General features: G+C 73.1%; 22 protein-coding genes. 10 read left to right on the forward strand and 12 right to left on the reverse strand.

Annotation, left to right across the window (positions count from 1 at the left end; genetic code table 11):
* Positions 1 to 15: 15 nt before the first annotated feature.
* Positions 16 to 1,185 (reverse strand): thiolase family protein, encoded by a 1,170-nt coding sequence (locus IE172_RS10625; RefSeq protein ID WP_190096890.1) that lies wholly within the window; start codon positions 1,183 to 1,185, stop codon positions 16 to 18.
* Between the two features lie 124 nt (positions 1,186 to 1,309).
* Between IE172_RS10625 and IE172_RS10630 the strand changes: the two genes are divergently transcribed.
* The 3 genes from IE172_RS10630 to IE172_RS10640 all read left to right on the forward strand — a co-directional run bounded on the left by IE172_RS10630 (position 1,310) and on the right by IE172_RS10640 (position 3,097).
* The gene (locus tag IE172_RS10630) at positions 1,310 to 1,783 is read left to right on the forward strand and encodes a winged helix-turn-helix transcriptional regulator (RefSeq protein ID WP_190096891.1); all 474 of its coding nucleotides are present in this window, start codon (positions 1,310 to 1,312) and stop codon (positions 1,781 to 1,783) included.
* 156 nt (positions 1,784 to 1,939) lie between these two features.
* On the forward strand, positions 1,940 to 2,815 hold the full coding sequence (locus IE172_RS10635; protein WP_190096892.1) for an undecaprenyl-diphosphate phosphatase: 876 nt from the start codon (positions 1,940 to 1,942) through the stop codon (positions 2,813 to 2,815).
* A gap of 102 nt (positions 2,816 to 2,917) precedes the next feature.
* On the forward strand, positions 2,918 to 3,097 hold the full coding sequence (locus IE172_RS10640; RefSeq protein WP_190096893.1) for a hypothetical protein: 180 nt from the start codon (positions 2,918 to 2,920) through the stop codon (positions 3,095 to 3,097).
* A 57-nt stretch (positions 3,098 to 3,154) separates the two neighbouring features.
* On the opposite strand, the gene IE172_RS10645 is transcribed toward IE172_RS10640, so the two are convergent.
* Both IE172_RS10645 and IE172_RS10650 read right to left on the reverse strand, forming a co-directional pair.
* Positions 3,155 to 3,895, reverse strand: coding sequence for an SDR family NAD(P)-dependent oxidoreductase (locus IE172_RS10645; protein WP_190096894.1), 741 nt, complete (start codon positions 3,893 to 3,895; stop codon positions 3,155 to 3,157).
* 104 nt (positions 3,896 to 3,999) lie between these two features.
* Complete coding sequence (locus IE172_RS10650) at positions 4,000 to 4,437, reverse strand: VOC family protein (RefSeq protein WP_190096895.1); 438 nt, start codon at positions 4,435 to 4,437, stop codon at positions 4,000 to 4,002.
* A 96-nt stretch (positions 4,438 to 4,533) separates the two neighbouring features.
* On the opposite strand from IE172_RS10650, the gene IE172_RS10655 reads away from it, so the two are divergent.
* The 3 genes from IE172_RS10655 (at position 4,534) to lnt (ending at position 7,335) form a co-directional block, all read left to right on the forward strand.
* Positions 4,534 to 5,115, forward strand: coding sequence for a TetR/AcrR family transcriptional regulator (locus tag IE172_RS10655; protein ID WP_190096896.1), 582 nt, complete (start codon positions 4,534 to 4,536; stop codon positions 5,113 to 5,115).
* A gap of 99 nt (positions 5,116 to 5,214) precedes the next feature.
* Entirely contained in the window at positions 5,215 to 5,700 is a 486-nt protein-coding gene (locus IE172_RS10660; RefSeq protein WP_190096897.1) for a nuclear transport factor 2 family protein, read from the forward strand.
* 69 nt (positions 5,701 to 5,769) lie between these two features.
* Positions 5,770 to 7,335 carry an apolipoprotein N-acyltransferase gene (gene lnt, locus IE172_RS10665; RefSeq protein WP_190096898.1) on the forward strand — a complete coding sequence of 522 codons (1,566 nt, stop codon included), beginning with the start codon at positions 5,770 to 5,772 and terminating at the stop codon, positions 7,333 to 7,335.
* On the opposite strand, the gene IE172_RS10670 is transcribed toward lnt, so the two are convergent.
* Both IE172_RS10670 and IE172_RS10675 read right to left on the reverse strand, forming a co-directional pair.
* Complete coding sequence (locus IE172_RS10670) at positions 7,241 to 8,164, reverse strand: Gfo/Idh/MocA family protein (protein WP_190096899.1); 924 nt, start codon at positions 8,162 to 8,164, stop codon at positions 7,241 to 7,243. The genes lnt and IE172_RS10670 overlap by 95 nt on opposite strands.
* Positions 8,161 to 9,396 carry an FAD-dependent monooxygenase gene (locus tag IE172_RS10675; protein ID WP_190096900.1) on the reverse strand — a complete coding sequence of 412 codons (1,236 nt, stop codon included), beginning with the start codon at positions 9,394 to 9,396 and terminating at the stop codon, positions 8,161 to 8,163. The genes IE172_RS10670 and IE172_RS10675 overlap by 4 nt, the downstream gene beginning before the upstream one ends.
* Positions 9,397 to 9,485: 89 nt before the next feature.
* Here IE172_RS10675 and IE172_RS10680 point away from each other — a divergent pair, with 89 nt between their 5' ends.
* The 3 genes from IE172_RS10680 (at position 9,486) to IE172_RS35240 (ending at position 11,226) form a co-directional block, all read left to right on the forward strand.
* Positions 9,486 to 10,088: a TetR/AcrR family transcriptional regulator gene (locus IE172_RS10680; RefSeq protein WP_190096901.1), complete on the forward strand. Its 603-nt coding sequence runs from the start codon at positions 9,486 to 9,488 to the stop codon at positions 10,086 to 10,088.
* 30 nt (positions 10,089 to 10,118) lie between these two features.
* Positions 10,119 to 10,628, forward strand: coding sequence for a DinB family protein (locus IE172_RS10685; protein ID WP_190096902.1), 510 nt, complete (start codon positions 10,119 to 10,121; stop codon positions 10,626 to 10,628).
* Positions 10,629 to 11,085: 457 nt separating this feature from the next.
* The gene (locus IE172_RS35240) at positions 11,086 to 11,226 is read left to right on the forward strand and encodes a hypothetical protein (RefSeq protein ID WP_306432785.1); all 141 of its coding nucleotides are present in this window, start codon (positions 11,086 to 11,088) and stop codon (positions 11,224 to 11,226) included.
* Between the two features lie 61 nt (positions 11,227 to 11,287).
* Here IE172_RS35240 and IE172_RS10695 read toward each other — a convergent pair whose 3' ends face one another.
* The 5 genes from IE172_RS10695 to fabG form a co-directional block, all read right to left on the reverse strand.
* Positions 11,288 to 11,803 carry a tetratricopeptide repeat protein gene (locus IE172_RS10695; RefSeq protein WP_190096904.1) on the reverse strand — a complete coding sequence of 172 codons (516 nt, stop codon included), beginning with the start codon at positions 11,801 to 11,803 and terminating at the stop codon, positions 11,288 to 11,290.
* A 138-nt stretch (positions 11,804 to 11,941) separates the two neighbouring features.
* On the reverse strand, positions 11,942 to 12,625 hold the full coding sequence (gene ung / locus IE172_RS10700; protein WP_190096905.1) for a uracil-DNA glycosylase: 684 nt from the start codon (positions 12,623 to 12,625) through the stop codon (positions 11,942 to 11,944).
* A gap of 89 nt (positions 12,626 to 12,714) precedes the next feature.
* A complete protein-coding gene (locus IE172_RS10705) occupies positions 12,715 to 14,301 on the reverse strand; it encodes an ABC transporter substrate-binding protein (protein ID WP_190096906.1) in 1,587 nt (528 codons plus the stop codon).
* A gap of 236 nt (positions 14,302 to 14,537) precedes the next feature.
* The gene (locus IE172_RS10710) at positions 14,538 to 15,296 is read right to left on the reverse strand and encodes an SDR family oxidoreductase (protein WP_190096907.1); all 759 of its coding nucleotides are present in this window, start codon (positions 15,294 to 15,296) and stop codon (positions 14,538 to 14,540) included.
* 13 nt (positions 15,297 to 15,309) lie between these two features.
* On the reverse strand, positions 15,310 to 16,071 hold the full coding sequence (gene fabG / locus IE172_RS10715) for a 3-oxoacyl-ACP reductase FabG (protein WP_190096908.1): 762 nt from the start codon (positions 16,069 to 16,071) through the stop codon (positions 15,310 to 15,312).
* Positions 16,072 to 16,357: 286 nt separating this feature from the next.
* On the opposite strand from fabG, the gene IE172_RS10720 reads away from it, so the two are divergent.
* Positions 16,358 to 16,879 carry an excalibur calcium-binding protein gene (locus IE172_RS10720; RefSeq protein WP_190096909.1) on the forward strand — a complete coding sequence of 174 codons (522 nt, stop codon included), beginning with the start codon at positions 16,358 to 16,360 and terminating at the stop codon, positions 16,877 to 16,879.
* 38 nt (positions 16,880 to 16,917) lie between these two features.
* On the opposite strand, the gene IE172_RS10725 is transcribed toward IE172_RS10720, so the two are convergent.
* Together IE172_RS10725 and IE172_RS10730 are read right to left on the reverse strand one after the other, a co-directional pair.
* Positions 16,918 to 17,301, reverse strand: a complete 384-nt coding sequence (locus tag IE172_RS10725; RefSeq protein ID WP_190096910.1) for a DUF3037 domain-containing protein — start codon at positions 17,299 to 17,301, stop codon at positions 16,918 to 16,920.
* Positions 17,298 to 18,062 carry a HipA family kinase gene (locus IE172_RS10730; RefSeq protein WP_190096911.1) on the reverse strand — a complete coding sequence of 255 codons (765 nt, stop codon included), beginning with the start codon at positions 18,060 to 18,062 and terminating at the stop codon, positions 17,298 to 17,300. The genes IE172_RS10725 and IE172_RS10730 overlap by 4 nt, the downstream gene beginning before the upstream one ends.
* Between the last annotated feature and the right edge of the window lie 3 nt (positions 18,063 to 18,065).

Here is an 18,065-nt window from a genome sequence, read left to right on the forward strand (position 1 = left end):
GGGGCCGGCGGCACGTCAGAGCCGTTCGAGCACCATCGCGTTGGCCAGTCCGCCCGCCTCGCACATGGTCTGCAGGCCGTAGCGGGCGCCGCGTTCGCGCATGGCGTGCACCAGGGTCGTCGTCAGCCGGGTGCCGCTGGCGCCGAGCGGATGACCGAGGGCGAGGGCGCCGCCGTGCACGTTGACCTTGGCGAGGTCGGCGCCGGTCTCCTGCTGCCAGGCCAGGACCACACTGGCGAACGCCTCGTTGACCTCGAAGAGATCGATGTCGTCGAGCGAGAGCCCGGCCCGGCGCAGCGCCTTCTCGGTGGCCGGGACGACACCGGTGAGCATCAGCAGCGGGTCGGAGCCGGTGACGGCGAAGCCGTGCAGCCGCGCGAGCGGGCGCAGGCCGAGCCGGGCCGCGGTCTCACTGGAGGTGATGAGGACGGCGGAGGCGCCGTCGTTGACCGGGCTGGCGTTGCCCGCCGTGACGTTCCACTCGATCTGGGGGAAGCGCTCGGCGAGGGCCGGGTCGTGGTAGGCGGGCCGCAGGCCGGCCAGGACCTCGGTGGTGCTGTCGGGGCGTACGCACTCGTCGCGGGTGACACCGTCCAGGGGCGCGACCTCGGCGTCGAAGAGTCCGGCGTCCCAGGCCGCGGCGGCCCTGTGGTGCGAGGTGACGGCGAAGGTGTCCATCCGCTCGCGGCCGATCGACCACTTGGCGGCGATGAGTTCGGCGCTGATGCCCTGCGGGACGAGCCCTTCCGGGTAGCGCTCGGCGACTCCGGGGCCGAAGGGGTCCTTGCCCTCGGGCACGTTGGACCACATCGGCACCCGGCTCATGGACTCCACGCCGCAGGCGACGACGAGGTCGTAGGCGCCCGCGATGACGCCCTGGGCGGCGAAGTGCACGGCCTGCTGGGAGGAGCCGCACTGGCGGTCCACGGTGGTGGCCGGGACGGACTCCGGCAGGCCGGCGGAGAGGGCGGCGTAGCGGGTGGTGTTCATGGCCTGCTCGCCGACCTGGTCGACGGCGCCGCCGATGACGTCGTCGATCAGCGCGGGGTCCACCCCGGAGCGTTCGACCAGGGTGCGCAGGGTGTGGGCGAGGAGTTCGACGGGGTGGACGTGGGCGAGGGCACCGTGCGGCTTGCCCTTGCCGATGGGGGTGCGTACGGCTTCGACGACGACTGCGTCACGCATGGGGCGGGCCTCCTTGGCCGTCCGGGCGGTGCCGGGACGGGAACGGCGTACCGGTGAGTAGGAAATCCGAACTCACCATAGCTTCGTAAGTTGGAAATTCAAACCCTCCCGTAGACTCGGGCCCATGGCCGCCTCCCCCAAAGACCCGCGCCCCTGCTCGATCGCCGACGCGCTCGCACTCGTCGGCGAGAAGTACTCCCTGCTCGTCCTGCGCGAGGTCTGCCTCGGCAACGGCCGCTTCGACCAGCTGGTGCGCAACACCGGCGCCCCGCGCGACGTCCTGGCCACCCGGCTGCGACGGCTGGTGGACGCCGGGATCCTGGCCAAGCGCCTCTACAGCGAGCGCCCGCAGCGCTTCGAGTACCGGCCCACCCGGGCGGGGCTGGAACTGGAGCCCGTCCTGCTGACCCTCAAGGACTGGGGCGACCGTCATCTGCGGCAGGACGGCGACCTGCCGATGCTGCTCGACCACAGCTGCGGTGAGACGTTCGTGCCCGTCGTCACCTGCCGGGCCTGCGGCGGCGAGGCCCGGCACGAGGGGCTGACCGCGCGACCGCAGACCCCCGGCTGGACGGTGAGCGGCCCGACGGCGGCCTGATCCGCCCCGGGCGGCGAGCCGCACCGTCCTGACGCCTGGGGTTCACCTTGGGGCGCTACGCTTCCCCCTCGGCGCGCCCGATCACCGATCACCGCACGTGGCGGCGTGGTGTGCCCTTCGTCCGTCCCACGATCGGCACTTGGACTCCGCTGACTCATGTCTTGGTTTGAATCCCTCATCCTCGGACTCGTCCAGGGGCTGACCGAGTTCCTTCCCGTCTCCTCCAGCGCGCACCTGCGGCTGACCGCCGCCTTCTCCGGCTGGGAGGACCCGGGCGCCGCCTTCACCGCGATCACCCAGATCGGCACCGAGACCGCGGTGCTGATCTACTTCCGCAAGGACATCGCCCGGATCCTGTCGGCGTGGACCCGCTCCCTCACGGACAAGGAGATGCGCCGGGACCCGGACGCGCGCATGGGCTGGCTGGTCATCGTCGGCTCCATCCCGATCGGCGTGCTCGGGGTGACCCTCAAGGACCAGATCGAGGGCCCCTTCCGCGATCTGCGGCTCACCGCGGCCATGCTCATCGGCATGGGCATCGTGCTCGGTGTCGCCGACCGCCTCGCCGCGCGGGACGAGAGCGGCGGCCGGCACCGGGCGGCCAAGCAGCGCAAGGAGCTGGACGACCTGACCGTCAAGGACGGTCTCATCTACGGAATCTGCCAGGCCATGGCCCTCATCCCGGGCGTCTCCCGCTCCGGCGCCACCATCAGCGGCGGCCTGTTCATGGGCTACCGGCGCGAGGCGGCGGCCCGCTACTCCTTCCTGCTCGCCATCCCGGCGGTGCTGGCCTCCGGCGCCTTCGAGCTGAAGGACGCCGCCGACGGCGGGCACGTCTCCTGGGGCCCGACGGTCTTCGCCACGGTCATCGCGTTCGTGACCGGCTACGCGGTGATCGCCTGGTTCATGAAGTTCATCTCGACCAAGAGCTTCATGCCGTTCGTCTGGTACCGCATCGTGCTCGGCGTCGTGATCATCGTCCTGGTCGGCATGGGCGTCCTCAGCCCGCACGCCGCGGAGTCGGCGGGCTGAGCCCGGAGCCGGGGAAGGTGACCGGGGCACGTGACCGAGAGCATAGGGGTCGCGTAGCCGTCCGGTAGCGCAGTGTCAGTCCTTGGCCCTAGGCTTGTCCGCATGTCCCCCGATTTAACGACCCCTGGTTCCGTGCGGCCCGCCGCCGAGGTCAACGAGGAGATCCGCGCGCTGTGGCTGCGCGCGAGGGGTTCCCTCTCCGACCGGGAACGCGCGGAGTACGAGCTGCTGGTGGTCGAGTGGGCGGCGGCGATGCGCGGCCAGGTGGCCGAAGCGGCCTGACCGCCGCCCGCCCGGGTCGCCGAAGCGGCGCGACCGCCCCCGCGCACCCGGTACGCCTCAACGCCCGCCCGCGACCCGCAGCACCGTCCCCGTGGTGTACGAGGCGTCCGGCGACATCAGCCACGCCACGGCCGCCGCGATCTCCTCGGCCCGTCCCGCGCGCCGCAGCGGCACCGCCCCGGCGATCTGCCGCGCCCGGTCCGGGGCGCCCATCGCGGCGTGCATCTCCGTGTCGACGACACCGGGGGCGACCGCGTTGACCCGGATGCCGTCCGGACCGAGCTCCTTGGCCAGACCGAGGGTGAGCGCGTCGACGGCGGCCTTCGTCGCCGCGTAGTGCACGTACTCGTTCGGACTGCCCAGGGTGGCCGCGCCCGAGGAGATGTTCACGATCACGCCCTCACCCCGGGGGACCATCAGCTGCGCCGCCCGCCGCGAGCACAGCAGCGTGCCCATCAGGTTGACGTCGACGACCCGCCGCAGCGTACCGGTGTCTGCCTCGGTGAACCGCCCCAGCGGCCCGGTCACCGCCGCGTTGTTCACCAGACCCGTCACCGGCCCCAGTTCCCGCTCCGCCACCTCGAAGAGCCGCTCGGCGTCGGCCTCGACCGCCGTGTCCGCGCGTACGGTCACGGCCCGCGCCCCGGCCGCGCGCACCCCCTCCGCCACCGACTCGGCGGCGGCGGCGTCACGGACGTAGTTCACCACGACGTCGTGCCCCTCCGCCCCCAGTCGCAGACAGGTCGCGGCACCGATCCCCCGGCTGCCACCGGTGACCACCGTGACCAGACGCTTCATGACTACCTCCTGCGAAGAGCGCGAGACGAAGATCCTCAGGCTCGCAGACGCGCGCGCCCTTCGTGGCCAAAGGCACGGACCCGCCCCCCGGGGCCCGCCCGGGATCAGACCCCGACGTACTGGGAGGCGTACTCCTCGCCGGGCGGGACGACGGTGATGACGTCGACCAGCACGCCGTCGGGGGCCGCGACGATGAAGTGGCGCTGGCCGAAGTCCTCGGTGCGCAGGGACAGCACTTCGGGCAGACCCGCCTGCTCCACCAGCCGCCGGTGCTCGGCGTCGACGTCGTCCACCTCGAAGTTCAGCAGCAGGCCGCCCCGGAGTGCGGCCCGGTGGCCCTCGGGGACGGTCGGGTGGGCGTGGTCCAGCAGGGCGAGCTCGTAGTGCGGGGCGTCGGGACGTCGCAGACTCACGTACCAGTCCGCCTCGAAGGTCACCTCGAACCCGAGGTGACGGGTGTAGAAGTCGCGGGAGGCGGCCACGCTCCGGGTGGCGAGCACCGGGTAGAAGCCGCCGAGCCGGGCGGTGGGTCCGTTCGTCATGGCAGAGGTCCTTCCGATCCGTTTCACATACCCGGGGTATGTGAAGTGGTCGGTAGCATACCCCGGGTATGCGAATGGAGAGGCGGTGCGTACGCGATGGCGGTCAGCCGGGCGGACCAGCGGGCGGCCACACGGCGGGCGCTGACGGCCGAAGGGCGGCGCCGGTTCGCCGCCGACGGGTACCACCACGTGGTGCTGGCCGAGGTGGCACGGGCGGCAGGGGTCACCAAAGGGGCCGCCTACCACCACTTCGACAGCAAGGCGGGCCTCTTCCGGGCCGTTGTCCGCGAGGTCCAGCGGGAACTGGGCGAGCGGGTGGCGGACGCGGCCGACCGGCACGAGGACGTCTGGGAGCGGCTGCGAGCCGGCTGCCGGGCCTTCCTGGCCGCGGGGACCGACCCGGCGGTGCGGCAGATCCTGCTGGTCGACGCCCCGACCGTGCTGGGCTGGGACGAGTGGCGGGCCCTGGACGAGGAGTCCTCCGCCCGGCACCTCGCGGAAGTCCTGACGGAGCTCGCCGCGGCCGGGATCATCGCCGATCAGCCGGTGGAGCCCCTGGCCCGGCTGCTCTCCGGGGCGATGAACGAGGCGGCGCTCTGGATCGCGCGGGGCGGCGACCCCCCGGCGGCGGAGCAGGCTCTCGACCGGCTCCTGGCGGGGCTGCGCGTCCCCTCCTGACCCAGGGCTCCGGACGGCGGGCACCGCGGGTGCCGAAGGCCGGTGAATACCGGCGCACGCCCTCTTGGCTGCGCCCGCCCCATGGCCAACACTGATCCGATGACCCAGCGTGTGGAGCTCGCGACCGTGAGGGACCGGCTGGCCTTGGACGGACTGGTCACCGAGTACGCGGTGGCCGTGGACGACGGTGACTGGGAGGCGTACCGGGCCCTGTTCACCCCGGACGGCCGGGCGGACTACCGCTCGGCCGGCGGTGTCGAGGGAAGCGCCGGGACGGTGGCCGGATGGCTCGCGGAGAGCCTCGCCGCGTACCCCGTCCGGCAGCATCTGTTCGTCAACCGGCGGGTGCGGTTCGGGATCTGGGAGCAGGACCGCGGCGACACGGCCCGGGTGCAGGCCGACTACGTGACCCCGATGTGCGGCACCGGAGCCGGCGGGGAGCCCGCCGAGCCGGACTTCGTGTGCGGCGGCCGGTGCGTGTTCGCGGCGCTGCGCACCGAGGACGGCTGGCGGCTGAGCGGGGTGGTCGTGCGGGAGAAGTGGCGCCGCGTTCCGGACCGGCGGACCGCCCCCGTGATCCACTGATCCGGCGCGCGGTGTTGCGGATCGGCTTCGGGACGCACACTGGAGGCAGCACGGGGTAGGGAGGCGCCCATGAAGTCGCTCGGCCACTGGCTCGCCTCCCCCTGGCGCCGCTCGACCGCCGCCGCGGTTACCGGCGCCCTGCCCGTCCTGGCGTTCCCCGCCCCGTCCCTGTGGTGGTTCGCCTACGTCGCCCTGGTGCCGTGGCTCCTGCTGGCCCGTACGGCTCCGACCGGGAAGCGCGCGGCCTTCGACGGCTGGTGGGGCGGGTTCGGGTTCATGCTGGCCATGCACCACTGGCTGCTGCCGAACCTCCACGTGTTCACCTTCGTCATCGCCGCCCTGCTGGGCGCGCTGTGGGCCCCCTGGGGATGGCTGGTGCGGCGGCTGCTGGGCGGGGCACCGTCCCGGGGGCGGGTCGCGGCCGCGCTCGCCGTGCTGCCGTCGGCGTGGCTGGCGGTCGAACTGGTCCGCTCCTGGCAGGGGCTCGGCGGCCCCTGGGGCGTGCTCGGGGCGAGTCAGTGGGAGGTGGAGGCCGCACTCCGGCTGGCGTCGGTGGGCGGGGTCTGGCTGGCGAGTTTCCTGGTGGTGACGGTGAACGTCGCCGTGGCCGTGCTCGTCGCGGTCCGGCGGGCCCGGGTGCCGGCCGTGGCCGGACTGGTCGCCGCGGCCGCGGCGACCTCTGCCGCCTGGGTGTGGTCGCCCCGCCCGGACACCGGCGACCGGGTGCGGATCGCGGTGGTCCAGCCGGGAGTCGTGGCGGGGCGCGACAGCGCCGACCGCCGCTTCGACCTGGAGGAACGGCTGACGCGTGAGGTGGCCGGCCAGGACGTCGGCCTGATCGTCTGGGGCGAGAGCAGTGTCGGCTTCGACCTAGGGGACCGGCCCGACCTGGCGCGGCGGCTGACGGCACTGTCGCGCGAGACGGACGCGCGGATCCTGGTCAACGTGGACGCCCGGCGTTCGGACAGGCCCGGCATCTACAAGAGCTCGGTGCTGATCGGCCCGGACGGCCCCACCGGGGACCGGTACGACAAGATGCGGCTGGTTCCCTTCGGGGAGTACATCCCCGCCCGTTCCCTGCTGGGCTGGGCGACCTCCGTCGGCAAGGCGGCCGGCGAGGACCGCCGGATGGGCTCCGAGCAGGTGGTGATGGACGCGCGCGACGGGCTGCGGATCGGGCCGATGGTGTGCTTCGAGTCGGCGTTCCCCGACATGAGCCGCCATCTCGCCCAGGACGGCGCCGATGTGCTGCTCGCCCAGTCCTCCACGTCGACGTTCCAGCAGAGCTGGGCGCCGGCCCAGCACGCCTCGCTCGCGGCGCTGCGGGCCGCCGAGACGGGCCGCCCGATGGTGCACGCGACCCTGACGGGCGTCTCCGCCGTGTACGGTCCGGACGGTGGGCGCGTCGGCCCGCGCCTCGGCACGGACACCGCCGCCGCGCAGGTGTACGAGGTGCCGCTGGCGCACGGCACGACGCTCTACGCCCGCTTCGGCGACTGGCCGCCGTACGCGGCGCTGCTGATCCTCGCGGTGTGGGGCGTCACCGGGGCGGTGCGCTTCGGGCGGGGCGCTCGTGGATCTCTCGAACCACCCGTTCGCACAGCTCATGGGTCGCCAGTGCGTCCCGGGCACTGAGCACCTTGCCCGCGCGCACCGCGTCCAGGAAGGCGAGTACCGCCTGCTCGATGCCGCGCTGGCGCGCCACCGGCACCCAGTCCCCGCGGCGGCGCACCGTCGGCTGGCCCTTGTGGTCGATCACCTCGGCGAGGTTGACCACCTGGCGCTTGGTGTCCTGCCCGGAGACCTCCAGGATCTCCTCGGCGGAACCGCTGAGGCGGTTCATCACGCCCAGCGCGGTGAACCCGTCCCCGGCGAGCTGCAGCACCACGTGGTGCAGCAGGCCGTCCTCGGTGCGGGCGCGCACGGTCACGTCGTCGACCGGGCCGGGCACCAGGAAGCGCAGGGTGTCCACGACGTGGATGAAGTCGTCGAGGACCATCGTGCGCGGGGCCTCGGGCAGCCCGACCCGGTTCTTCTGCATCAGGATCAGCTCGCGCGGATGGTCGGCGCACTGCGCGTAGCCGGGGGCGAAGCGTCGGTTGAAGCCGACGGCGAGGCTGGTGTCCCGCTCCTCGGCCAGGGCCACCAGCCGCTCGGAGTCGGCGAGATCGTAGGCGAGCGGCTTGTCGACGTAGGTCGGTACGCCCGCTTCCAGGAGCCGGGTCACGATCTCCGGGTGGACCTGGGTCGGCGCGTGCACGAAGGCCGCGTCCAGTCCCTGGGCGATCAGCGAGCCGAGGTCGGCGTGGCGCCGGCCGGGCGGGAGGTGGAGGCCGTCGGCGACCCGTTCGAGCGTGGCGGGGGTGCGGGTCTGCAGGTGCAGTTCCACTCCGGGCTGCACGGCGAGCACCGGCAGGTAGGCCTTCCGCGCTATGTCACCGAGTCCGATGCAGCCGACCTTCACGGGGTGTTCTCCTCTGGTCCTCGCCTGCCGTGGTCCGCTGCGAGCATACGGCCTCCCCCGCTGCCGGATCCGCTCGTGCGGGCGGCGCCCCCGGGCGGCCTCCAGTCGGCGATGCCGTCGAAGCCGCGCAGGAACAGCGCCGGGGCGGCCTTGGACAGCGCGGCGAGCGTGTGGTCGCGCACGACGGTGCCGAGGCGTCCGCTCCCCATGTTGAGGCGGGCCGTGCGCACCGCCCGGCGCGTGATCGCGGTGGTGCGGGGCAGCCGGGCCGCCGTGTAGGCGGGCAGGTCACCGGCGTGGTGGGCGAGGGTGATCGCGTCCTCGATCGCCTGGTTGCCGCCCTGGCCGAGGGTCGGCGGCATGGCGTGCGCGGCGTCGCCGGCCAGGGCCACCCGGCCGCGGTGGAACGCGGGCAGTGGTTCGGCGATGTGGTGGACGTCGTGGCGGAGCACGTCCTCGGGGCGGGCGGCGGCGAGCACCTCGGGGACGGGGGTGTGCCAGTCGCCGTAGAGCCGCAGCAGTTCGGCCCGCTCGTCGTCGGGGGCGTGCTCGCCGGCGGGTGCCAGTGCGGCGGCGTAGGCGTAGACGCGGCCGTCCTTGAGCGGATGCGTGCCCCAGATGCGGCCGCGCCCCCAGGTCTCGTGCGAGGCGAACTCCACGCCGGGCACGGGGACGACCAGCCGCCAGGTGGTGAACCCGGAGTACACCGGCCCGGGGTGGGCGGGGAGGAGTGCGCGGCGGACGGCGGAGTGGATGCCGTCGGCGGCCACCACCAGGTCGGCCTCCAGGTCGCCGGCCGGGGTGCCGACCGTGGCGGGACGGCCGGGGGCGCCGGGGTCGAGGAGGCGGGCGGCGGTCCCGGTGCGGACGGTGCCGGCCGGGAGCCGCGCGGCCAGGTGGCCGATGAGGGTGGCCCGGTGGAGCAGGACGAGCGGTCCGCCGAAGCGCTCGGCCGCCGCGGCGGCGCTGGTGCGGGCCAGCCACCGGCCGCCGGGCGCGCGCAGCCCGCCGTCGCCCTGCCAGGCCGACAGGGCGCGGATGTCGTCGCCGATGCCGATGACGTCCAGCCCGCGGAGCGCGTTGGGTGACAGGGAGATGGCGGCGCCGACCGGTTCCAGGGACGCGGCCCGCTCCAGCACCGTCACCCGCAGGCCGCGCCGGTGCAGGGCGACGGCCGCGGTCAGGCCCCCGATCCCGCCGCCGATCACGATCGCCCGTTCGAGGCGTGCCATGGCTCCTCCTCCAGACCGGGACTACATCTGTAGTGCCCCTCGGGGATCCAACGTACTACAGCCGTAGTGCGACGGGTAGTTTGACCTCCATGTCCGTACGCACCCCGGGCGCCGCCCGTGCCGATCTCGTCGCCGACACCGCCCTCGCCCTGCTCGCCGAGCGCGGGATGCGCGGCCTCACCCACCGGGCGGTCGACGAGACGGCCGGCCTCCCCCAAGGGTCCACCTCCAACCTGGCCCGCACCCGGCAGGCGCTGCTGGAACTGGCGGTACGGCGACTGGCCGAGCGCGAGGCACGGGTGCTCCGACTGCACGAGATGCCCGATCCGCGGGCCGGCGCCGACTCCCTGGTCGACGCCCTCGCGCTGGCCGCCCACCGCGCGCTGACCGGCAACCGGGAGCTGACCCTCGCCCGCTACGAACTGGCCCTGGAGGCCACCCGCCGCCCCGAGCTGCGGGCGTACTTCGACGCGGCCGGCGCCCGGTTCCGCGAACAGCTCACCACCCTCGTCACGGGGCTCGGTTCCACGGACCCCGAGCGGCACGCACTGTCGCTCATCGCCTGGGCGGACGGCCTGATGTTCTCCTGCGTGGCCGGCTCGTTCAGCGCGCGTGTGCCGGGCGTCGCCGAGGTGCGCGCGGACGTGGAGGAGCTGCTGGCCGGAATGCTCGGAGCCGGGAAGCCCTGGTGAAGGTGATCGGTCGCGGGCCAGGATGGCGGCATGACGACTGAGCGCACCGAACCCGCCACCGACGCCGACGAGCGCTCCATGCTGGAGGGATGGCTCGACTACCACCGGGCCACCCTCGCCCGCAAGTGTGAGGGCCTGACCGACGAGCAGCTGCGGACCGCTTCGGTGCCGCCCTCGAAGCTGTCCCTGATGGGCCTGGTGCGGCACATGGCGGAGGTGGAGCGCGGCTGGTTCCGCAGGGTGCTGGCGGGCGAGGAGGCCGGTCCCCTCTACTACAGCGAGGCCGACCGTGACGGTGAGTTCCACCTGGGCGAGCGGGACACCTGGCGGGAGGCGCACACCACCTGGCAGGCCGAGATCGCCGCCGCCCGGAGCAGGGCGGCCGGCTTCGCGCTGGAGGATCCCTCCCGGAGCGGCGACCGGTTCAGCGACGCGTACAGCCTGCGCTGGATCTACACCCACATGATCGAGGAGTACGCGCGTCACAACGGCCACGCGGATCTGATCCGCGAACGGATCGACGGCGCCACCGGCGAATGACGTCACCCCCGGCACCACCGGGGCGTCCGTACGGGGCGGGAGATCACCCGTGCGGGGCATGCTGCGCCCGTCCGCCCCCTCCGCGGCCGCCGGAGCCAGCAGAGTGGCACGGGTGCATCGAACGACGACCACAGCAACGCTTCTGGTGACCGTGGCGGTCGCCGCCCTCTCCGGCTGCACGACGGTCCGGCCTCCCCTCGCGCCCGGACCGGCGACGGCTCCCGCCGAGGGGACCGGGCCACGCCCGGTCGTGGGGAACGAGACATCGATCGTGCAGGGACCGGCGAGCGAGGCGCTGGACATGGTCGGTCCTTCGCCGTCGCCGTCGCCGGAGAAGTCCGCGCCACCGTCGCACCGCGCCACTCCCTCGGCGGCACCGGGCCGGGACGCGCCCTCCGACGGACGAACGCGGCCCGCCGGCCCCGGACCGGGCGGGGAAACTCCGCGGCGCCCGCCCGTGGACCTGCCGGGCGCCGCCGCGCCGGCGCACCCCGGCTCCGGCAGCCCGCCGGACCTCTGCGCGCTGGGCCGGGAGTACGGCGGCTGGCGGGCGGACAGCCAGGAGGCCGCCATCTGCCAGGACGCCTACGGCCGCTGACGGCCGCGACCGCACGGGCCCGTGTCCGGAGCCCTCGGGGGCGCCGTCCCGTCCCCGGTCCCTAGGGACGCTGCCCGGGCAGTCCCCGGTCGCCGGGCCTCCCGCCCTCCTCCAGCCGGGACTCCAGCCGCCGGATGGCCGCCCGTACCCCCTCCCCGTACCGGTCGTCGGCGAGGGCGCGGGCCGTCTCCCGGGCCCGGCGCAGGTGGGTGCGGGCGGCGTCGGGGCGGCCGAGGCGGGCGTAGTCGGAGGCCAGCCCGAGATGCAGCGACGGGTAGAGGGCGCGCACGGCGGGGGACGCCTCGTGCGCGCCCGGGCGGTCGTCCGCGGTCTCCTCGGCCGCGGTGAGGGCCCGCAGGTCCCAGGCGAGTTCGTCGCCGGGGTCGTCCTGGGTGTCGGCGAGGTAGTGGGCGAGCGTGCAGCGGTGCAGCGGGTCGCCGTGCTCGCCGATCTCCGCCCACAGCCCGAGGAAGCGGCGCCGGGCCTCCTCGCGGTCGCCCGCGTGGTGCAGCATCACGGCCTGTCCGATCCGTGTCAGTACGGCGTCCGGCGCCGCCTGCCCCTGTCGCTCGGCCACCACGTCCTCCACCACCGCTCGCCGGCTGTCGTCCCCGACGCTAACCGCAGGCGGGGGCGATACCGGACAAGCCGCTCCGTGGCGGGCGAGGGGTGAGCCGGGTGCCGGTCCGGCGAAGCGGTGCGCACCCGGCCCGTGTCAGCCCACGCTGGGGACGGTCCAGTCGATCGGCTCGTGGCCCTGGGCGGCCACCGCCTCGTTGATCCGCGTGAACGGGCGGGAGCCGAAGAACTTCTTCGCCGACAGCGGCGAGGGGTGCGCGCCCTTGACCACGACGTGCCGGCTCTCGTCGATCAGCGGGAGCTTCTTCTGCGCGTAGTTGCCCCACAGCACGAAGACCGCCGGGTCGGGGCGGTCGGCGACCGCGCGGATGACCGCGTCGGTGAACCTCTCCCAGCCCCGCCCCTTGTGCGAGTTCGCCTCGCCGGCGCGGACCGTGAGCACCGCGTTGAGCAGCAGCACGCCCTGCTCGGCCCACGGCATCAGATAGCCGTTGTCCGGGACGGGCGTGCCGAGCTCGGCGTGCATCTCCTTGTAGATGTTGCGCAGGGACGGGGGGATCCGCACGCCCGGCCGGACCGAGAAGCACAGGCCGTGACCCTGGCCCTCGCCGTGGTACGGGTCCTGGCCGAGGACCAGGACCTTCACCTTGTCGTACGGCGTGGCGTCCAGCGCCGCGAAGACCTCCTCGCGGGGCGGGTAGACGGGACCCTTCGCCCGCTCCTCCTCGACGAACGCCGTCAGCTCCTTGAAATAGGGCTGCTGCAGTTCGTCGCCCAGAACCCCGCGCCAGGACTCGGGCAGCATGGCGATGTCGGTCACGTCAATGTCCTTACGTGTGCGGTCACTTCCAGGCCACTGAACCTACAGGCGACCACTGACATCCGGCCCCGCGGCCGGGAGCGCCCGGCCTACCAGCTGGTCTTCCGGGACAGCTGCCACAGCATCATGATCGTGGAGGGGTCCATCGACCGCTCCGCGCCCGAGACGTCCCGGCTCGCCGCCACGTACTGCCGGCCCTGCCACAGGGGCAGCAGCCGCGCGTCGTCGACGAGGATCTGCTGGGCCTCCTCGAACTGCTTCACCACGTTGCCCCGGTCGCTCTCCCGGCGGGAGCTGGGCAGCAGCTTGTTGGTGATCTCGGTGGCCTCGTAGGGCGTGCCGAGCGCGTTCTGCTTGCCGACGAAGGGGGCGATGAAGTTGTCCGCGTCCGGGAAGTCGGGGGACCAGCCACGCCCGAACACCGGGTACTCGCCCTCCTGGTACCCCTCGACGTACGTCTTCCAGGGGCGGCTCTTGAGCGTGACGTCGAACAGCTTCGACGCCTCCAGCTGCTTCTCGATCTCCTTGAACTCCAGCGCGGTCTCGGAGCCGTAGCGGTCGGTGGTGTACCAGAGGGTGAGCGGGACCGGCTCGGTGATGCCCGCGTCGGTGAGGATGTCCCGGGCCTTGTCGACGCTGGGCTCGCCGTAGTCGTCGAAGAAGCCGGTGGTGTGCCCGGTCAGGCCCTTGGGGACCATCGAGTACAGCGGGTCGACGGTGTCCCGGTAGACCTTGTGCGCGATCGCCGCGCGGTCGAGGACCTGCGCGATGGCCTGGCGCACCTCCTTCTTGCCGGCCCACCGGTCCTTCGGGTTGAACACCAGGTAGTTGATGTCGGTCCCGGTGCCCTCGATGAGCTGGATCTCCTGCTCCTTGGAGGCCCTGCCCTGGAAGTCGATCACGTCGCCCGCGGCCAGACCCCGGTAGGTCAGGTCGATCTCCTTGTCGCGCAGCGCCTTGACCATGGGGGCGGACTGCTGGAAGTACCGGACCGTGACCGCGTTGTTCTTCCGCTCGGCGAAGCCCTTGTAGCGGTCGTTGCGGACGAGCTCGGCCTTCTTCCCCTCCTCGTACGCCTGGAGGGTGTACGGCCCCGAACCGACGACGCCGGTGCCCTCGCGCAGCGCGTCCGACGGGTAGGAGTCCGGGGCGACGATGGACATCGCGGGGGTGGCGAGCACGAACGGGAAGGTGGCGTCCGGCTTGTTGAGGTAGAAGACGACCTCGCGCTCGCTGGGCGCCTGCACCCGCTCCAGGCTGCCCAGCAGACCGGCCGGGCCGCCGTTGACGTTGATCTCGCGGATGCGGTCGATCGAGTGCTTGACCGCCTTGGCGTCCAGGGTGCCGCCGTCGGAGAACTTCAGGCCCTCGCGCAGTTCGCAGCGGAAGACCTGGTTGGAGCTGTCGGAGAACTCGCAGCTCTCCGCGGCGTCCGGCTGCGGAGTGGTCGCACCGACCGGGTAACTCAGCAGCGTCTGATAGATGTTGCGGAACAGCTCCCAGGAACTGTCCCAGGAGGCGGCAGGATCCAGCGTGCTGGGCGAGCTGGTGGTTCCCACGACGATAGGTCCCTCGTCGTCCGGATCGCCGGGCGACAGGAAGCCGCATCCGGTCATCAGGGACGATATGGACGCGATGGCCGCCACCCGCCGCAGGCATCGGTTCCGGTTGAACACGCGCACGCTCCTCGATCTGCCATGCCAAGGGTCGGCAGACCATACCGCAGTGACACGCCCGCTGACCCTCTTCTGTGCGGCCCTTGAGATCAACTTGCGATGACTACGTTGTCACGCGCCGTCATGTGTCCGATACGCCGGCACGGGCGCCGTTTTCGTCAACGGGCGCCCGTGCCGGAGCGGTCCTGGACGCCCGCCCGCGCGTGTGCGTGGCACGCGCGGGCGGGCGTCGCGGGTCAGGCCACGCCCGCGTTCAGGAAGATGCCGCCGTCGACCACCAGCGTCTGGCCGGTGACCCAGTCCGACTGTTCGGAGGTGAGGAAGGCGGCGGCGCCGCCGATGTCGGACGGCACGCCGAGCCGGCCCAGCGGGTAGCCGGCGGCGGCCTCCTCCTCCCGGCCCTCGTAGAGCGCCTGCGCGAACTTGGTCTTCACCACCGCCGGGGCGATGGCGTTGACCCGCACCCTCGGCGCGAACTCGTGCGCGAGCTGCTGGGTCAGGTTGATGAGCGCGGCCTTGCTGACGCCGTAGGCGGCGATGAACGGCGAGGGCGCGAGGCCGGCGACGGAGGCGATGTTGACGATCGCGCCGCCGTTGTCCTTCTGCCAGGCGTGCCAGGTCTTCTGCGCGAAGCCCAGCGCCGAGATCACGTTGGTCTCGAACACCTTGCGCGCCACGTTCAGGTCGAGGTCGGCGATCGGCCCGAACACCGGGTTGGTGCCGGCGTTGTTGACGAGGTAGTCGACGCGGCCGAAGGCCTCCATGGCGCGCTCCACGGCGACGGCCTGGTGGGCCTCGTCGTGCGCCTTGCCGGCGACGTACACGGCCCGGTCGGGGCCGAGCTTCTCGACGGCTTCCTTGAGGGCGTCCTCGCCCCGGCCGGTGATGCAGACCCGGTCGCCGCGCGCGACGAGGGCCTCGGCGACGCCGTAGCCGATGCCGCGGCTGGCGCCGGTGATCAGGGCGACCTTGCCCGAGAGTTCCACAGCAGTCATGTTCCCGGTCTTCCTAGTCGAGCGGTCCGCCGGCGACGTACAGCACCTGGCCGGAGACGAATCCGGCGGCTTCACCGGTGAAGAAGGCGATGGCGTTGGCGATGTCCTCGGGGTAGCCGACGCGGGCGACCGGGATCTGGGTGGCGGCGGCGGCCTTGAAGTCCTCGAAGCCCATGCCGACGCGGTCGGCGGTGGCCTTGGTCATCTCGGTGGCGATGAAGCCGGGGGCGACGGCGTTGGCGGTGATGCCGAACTTGCCGAGTTCCTTGGCGAGGGTCTTGGTGAAGCCCTGCAGACCGGCCTTGGCGGCCGAGTAGTTGACCTGGCCGCGGTTGCCGAGCGCGGAGGAGGAGGACAGGTTGACGATCCGTCCGAACCCGGCGTCGACCATGTACTTCTGGCAGGCCTTCGACATCAGGAAGGCGCCGCGCAGGTGCACGTTCATGACGGTGTCCCAGTCGGAGACGCTCATCTTGAACAGCAGGTTGTCACGGAGCACGCCCGCGTTGTTGACCAGGACGGTCGGCGCGCCGAGTTCCTCGGCGACGCGCGCGACGGCGGCCTCCACCTGTGCCTCGTCGGAGACGTCGCAGCCGACCGCGAGGGCCGTGCCACCGGCGGCGGTGATCTTCTCGACGGTGTCCTTGCAGGCCGCCTCGTCCAGGTCGATCACGGCGACCGCGTGGCCTTCGGCGGCCAGTCGTACGGCGGTGGCGGCGCCGATGCCGCGCGCGGCGCCGGTGACGACCGCGACCCGCTGCTCAGTGGTGGACATTGCTGCTTCTCCTCGCCCTTGGATGCGGCTCCGCGGCCGGACTCGTTCAATGAGCGACCGCTTAGTACCTTCAGCAGACGTGACGCTAGAAGCCCTGGCACCCGGTGTCAACGGCGCACCGCCCGGGTGTGATCCATTCCCCGCCCGGACGCCGCCTCCGGCCGTCCGCACCCGCCGCGCGGCGGTCGGCGCGGAGCACCCGATCGGCCCAGCGCCGCGCGCCCGGCCGCCGGCCGGCCCCTAGCGTCGAAGCGCGAGCCACCCGAGACCGGAAAGGAGGCGCTCCATGCGTCGTCGCACCGGTGCCATGGGCACACTGATCGCGCTCGCCGCGATCGTGCCGCTGGCCGACCCCGCGCAGGCCCAGGACCTGGACTGCAGCGACTTCACCTACCAGGAGGACGCGCAGACCTTCTTCGACCTGGACAGGAGTGATCCGCACCGGCTCGACGAGGACCCCGGTCCGGACGACGGCCTGGCCTGCGAGGCACTGCCCCGGCGCGGCCTCACCTCATCCACCTTCCGGCCCGCGCCGGTCGGTCCCCCGCCCACCCGGCCGGCGTCACCGTCGCCGACGACCGCTCCGCCCACCAGGACCGCGGCTCCCACGGCGACCGGGGCTCCCACCCGGCCGCCGGTGACGCCCACCGCGACCCCCACCTCGGTGGCCCCGACGCGGGGTGTGGAGGGCGGGCTGGGCGGCTCCTCGGACGCCGGTCCGAGCGGCTGGGACCTGGGCATGGGAGCGACGTTCGTGACCGGCGCCGTCCTCGCGGCGGGACACCTGGTGAAGCGCCGCCGCTCCTGACGGGGCGTGGAGGGAGGCGGCCGTCCTCCACGCCCGGTTCAGCGGACGAGCAGGTCGAGCAGCCGCTCCGCCTCCGCCGCGGGATCGGCGGTGAGCCCGGTGTGCACGGGACCGGGCTGGACGATGGTGGACCGGGGCGCGATCAGCCAGCGGAAGCGCCGTCCCGCGTCGTCCCCCGCCGCCTGCCCCGCCGCGTTCCCGCCCGCGCAGACGCCTTCGACCGCGCGCAGCGCCGCCCGCACGCCGGGCAGGTCGGCACCGGGGTCGAGGGCCAGCAGCCGCGCCTCGTCGAGGTGGGTGCGGGCCATGACGAAGGACCGGTGACGGCAGTACACGAGCACCCCGGCGTTGACGCACTCGCCGCGTTCGATGCGCGGTACGACCCTCAGCAGGGCGTACTCGTAGACGTACCGGTCGTTCACTGGTTCCCCCGGAGGCCGTGGATGTCGCGGTGGACGGTGGTCGCGCGGGCGAGCAGCGGCCGCGCGTAGGCCAGCCGCAGCGCCTCGGGCGAGTCGAAGCCCGGCTCCCCGGTCAGCCAGGCGTCGGGGACCTCCGCGGTGACCTCGGCCAGCAGTTCCTCGGTCACCCGCGGCGCGAGCTCCGCCGCGGCGGCCGCGACGTCCGGTGCGAAGGTGCTCAGCGCGTGGTCGGACGCGTCGTAGGGGCGGGCGGCGGAGGCGGCGGCGCCGGGCCAGTTGTGGTGCCAGATCATCGTCGCGCCGTGGTCGATGAGCCACAGTCCGTCCCGCAGGCGGAGCATGTTGGGGTTGCGCCAGGAGCGGTCGACGTTGTTGACCAGCGCGTCGAACCAGACGATCCGTCCGGCCTCCTCCGGGCTCACCTCGAAGGCGAGCGGGTCGAAGCCGACGGCGCCGGAGAGGAAGTCCATGCCGAGGTTGGTGCCGCCGCTGGATCTCAGCAGGTGCTGCACCTCCGGCTCGGGCTCGCCGAGCCCCAGTACGGGGTCGAGCTCGACGGTGACCAGCCGCGGTACCCGCAGCCCCAGCCGGCGGGCGAGCTCCCCGCACACCACCTCGGCGACCAGCGTCTTGCGGCCCTGTCCGGCGCCGGCGAACTTCAGGACGTAGGTCCCGAGGTCGTCGGCCTCGATCAGTCCCGGCAGCGAGCCTCCCTCGCGCAGCGGCGCGATGAAACGGGTCGCGATGACTTCCTTGAGCATCGC

It is taken from the genome of Streptomyces griseoflavus, from assembly GCF_014649995.1.
In the GTDB taxonomy this organism is placed as follows: domain Bacteria; phylum Actinomycetota; class Actinomycetes; order Streptomycetales; family Streptomycetaceae; genus Streptomyces; species Streptomyces griseoflavus.

Bases quoted from the DNA above. Each gene is read 5' to 3' on its own strand.
- IE172_RS10625 (WP_190096890.1), bottom strand. From the start codon at position 1,185: ATGCGTGACGCAGTCGTCGTCGAAGCCGTACGCACCCCCATCGGCAAG.
- IE172_RS10630 (WP_190096891.1), top strand. From the start codon at position 1,310: ATGGCCGCCTCCCCCAAAGACCCGCGCCCCTGCTCGATCGCCGACGCG.
- IE172_RS10635 (WP_190096892.1), top strand. From the start codon at position 1,940: ATGTCTTGGTTTGAATCCCTCATCCTCGGACTCGTCCAGGGGCTGACC.
- IE172_RS10640 (WP_190096893.1), top strand. From the start codon at position 2,918: ATGTCCCCCGATTTAACGACCCCTGGTTCCGTGCGGCCCGCCGCCGAG.
- IE172_RS10645 (WP_190096894.1), bottom strand. From the start codon at position 3,895: ATGAAGCGTCTGGTCACGGTGGTCACCGGTGGCAGCCGGGGGATCGGT.
- IE172_RS10650 (WP_190096895.1), bottom strand. From the start codon at position 4,437: ATGACGAACGGACCCACCGCCCGGCTCGGCGGCTTCTACCCGGTGCTC.
- IE172_RS10655 (WP_190096896.1), top strand. From the start codon at position 4,534: ATGGCGGTCAGCCGGGCGGACCAGCGGGCGGCCACACGGCGGGCGCTG.
- IE172_RS10660 (WP_190096897.1), top strand. From the start codon at position 5,215: ATGACCCAGCGTGTGGAGCTCGCGACCGTGAGGGACCGGCTGGCCTTG.
- lnt (WP_190096898.1), top strand. From the start codon at position 5,770: ATGAAGTCGCTCGGCCACTGGCTCGCCTCCCCCTGGCGCCGCTCGACC.
- IE172_RS10675 (WP_190096900.1), bottom strand. From the start codon at position 9,396: ATGGCACGCCTCGAACGGGCGATCGTGATCGGCGGCGGGATCGGGGGC.
- IE172_RS10680 (WP_190096901.1), top strand. From the start codon at position 9,486: ATGTCCGTACGCACCCCGGGCGCCGCCCGTGCCGATCTCGTCGCCGAC.
- IE172_RS10685 (WP_190096902.1), top strand. From the start codon at position 10,119: ATGACGACTGAGCGCACCGAACCCGCCACCGACGCCGACGAGCGCTCC.
- IE172_RS10710 (WP_190096907.1), bottom strand. From the start codon at position 15,296: ATGACTGCTGTGGAACTCTCGGGCAAGGTCGCCCTGATCACCGGCGCC.
- fabG (WP_190096908.1), bottom strand. From the start codon at position 16,071: ATGTCCACCACTGAGCAGCGGGTCGCGGTCGTCACCGGCGCCGCGCGC.
- IE172_RS10720 (WP_190096909.1), top strand. From the start codon at position 16,358: ATGCGTCGTCGCACCGGTGCCATGGGCACACTGATCGCGCTCGCCGCG.
- IE172_RS10730 (WP_190096911.1), bottom strand. From the start codon at position 18,062: ATGCTCAAGGAAGTCATCGCGACCCGTTTCATCGCGCCGCTGCGCGAG.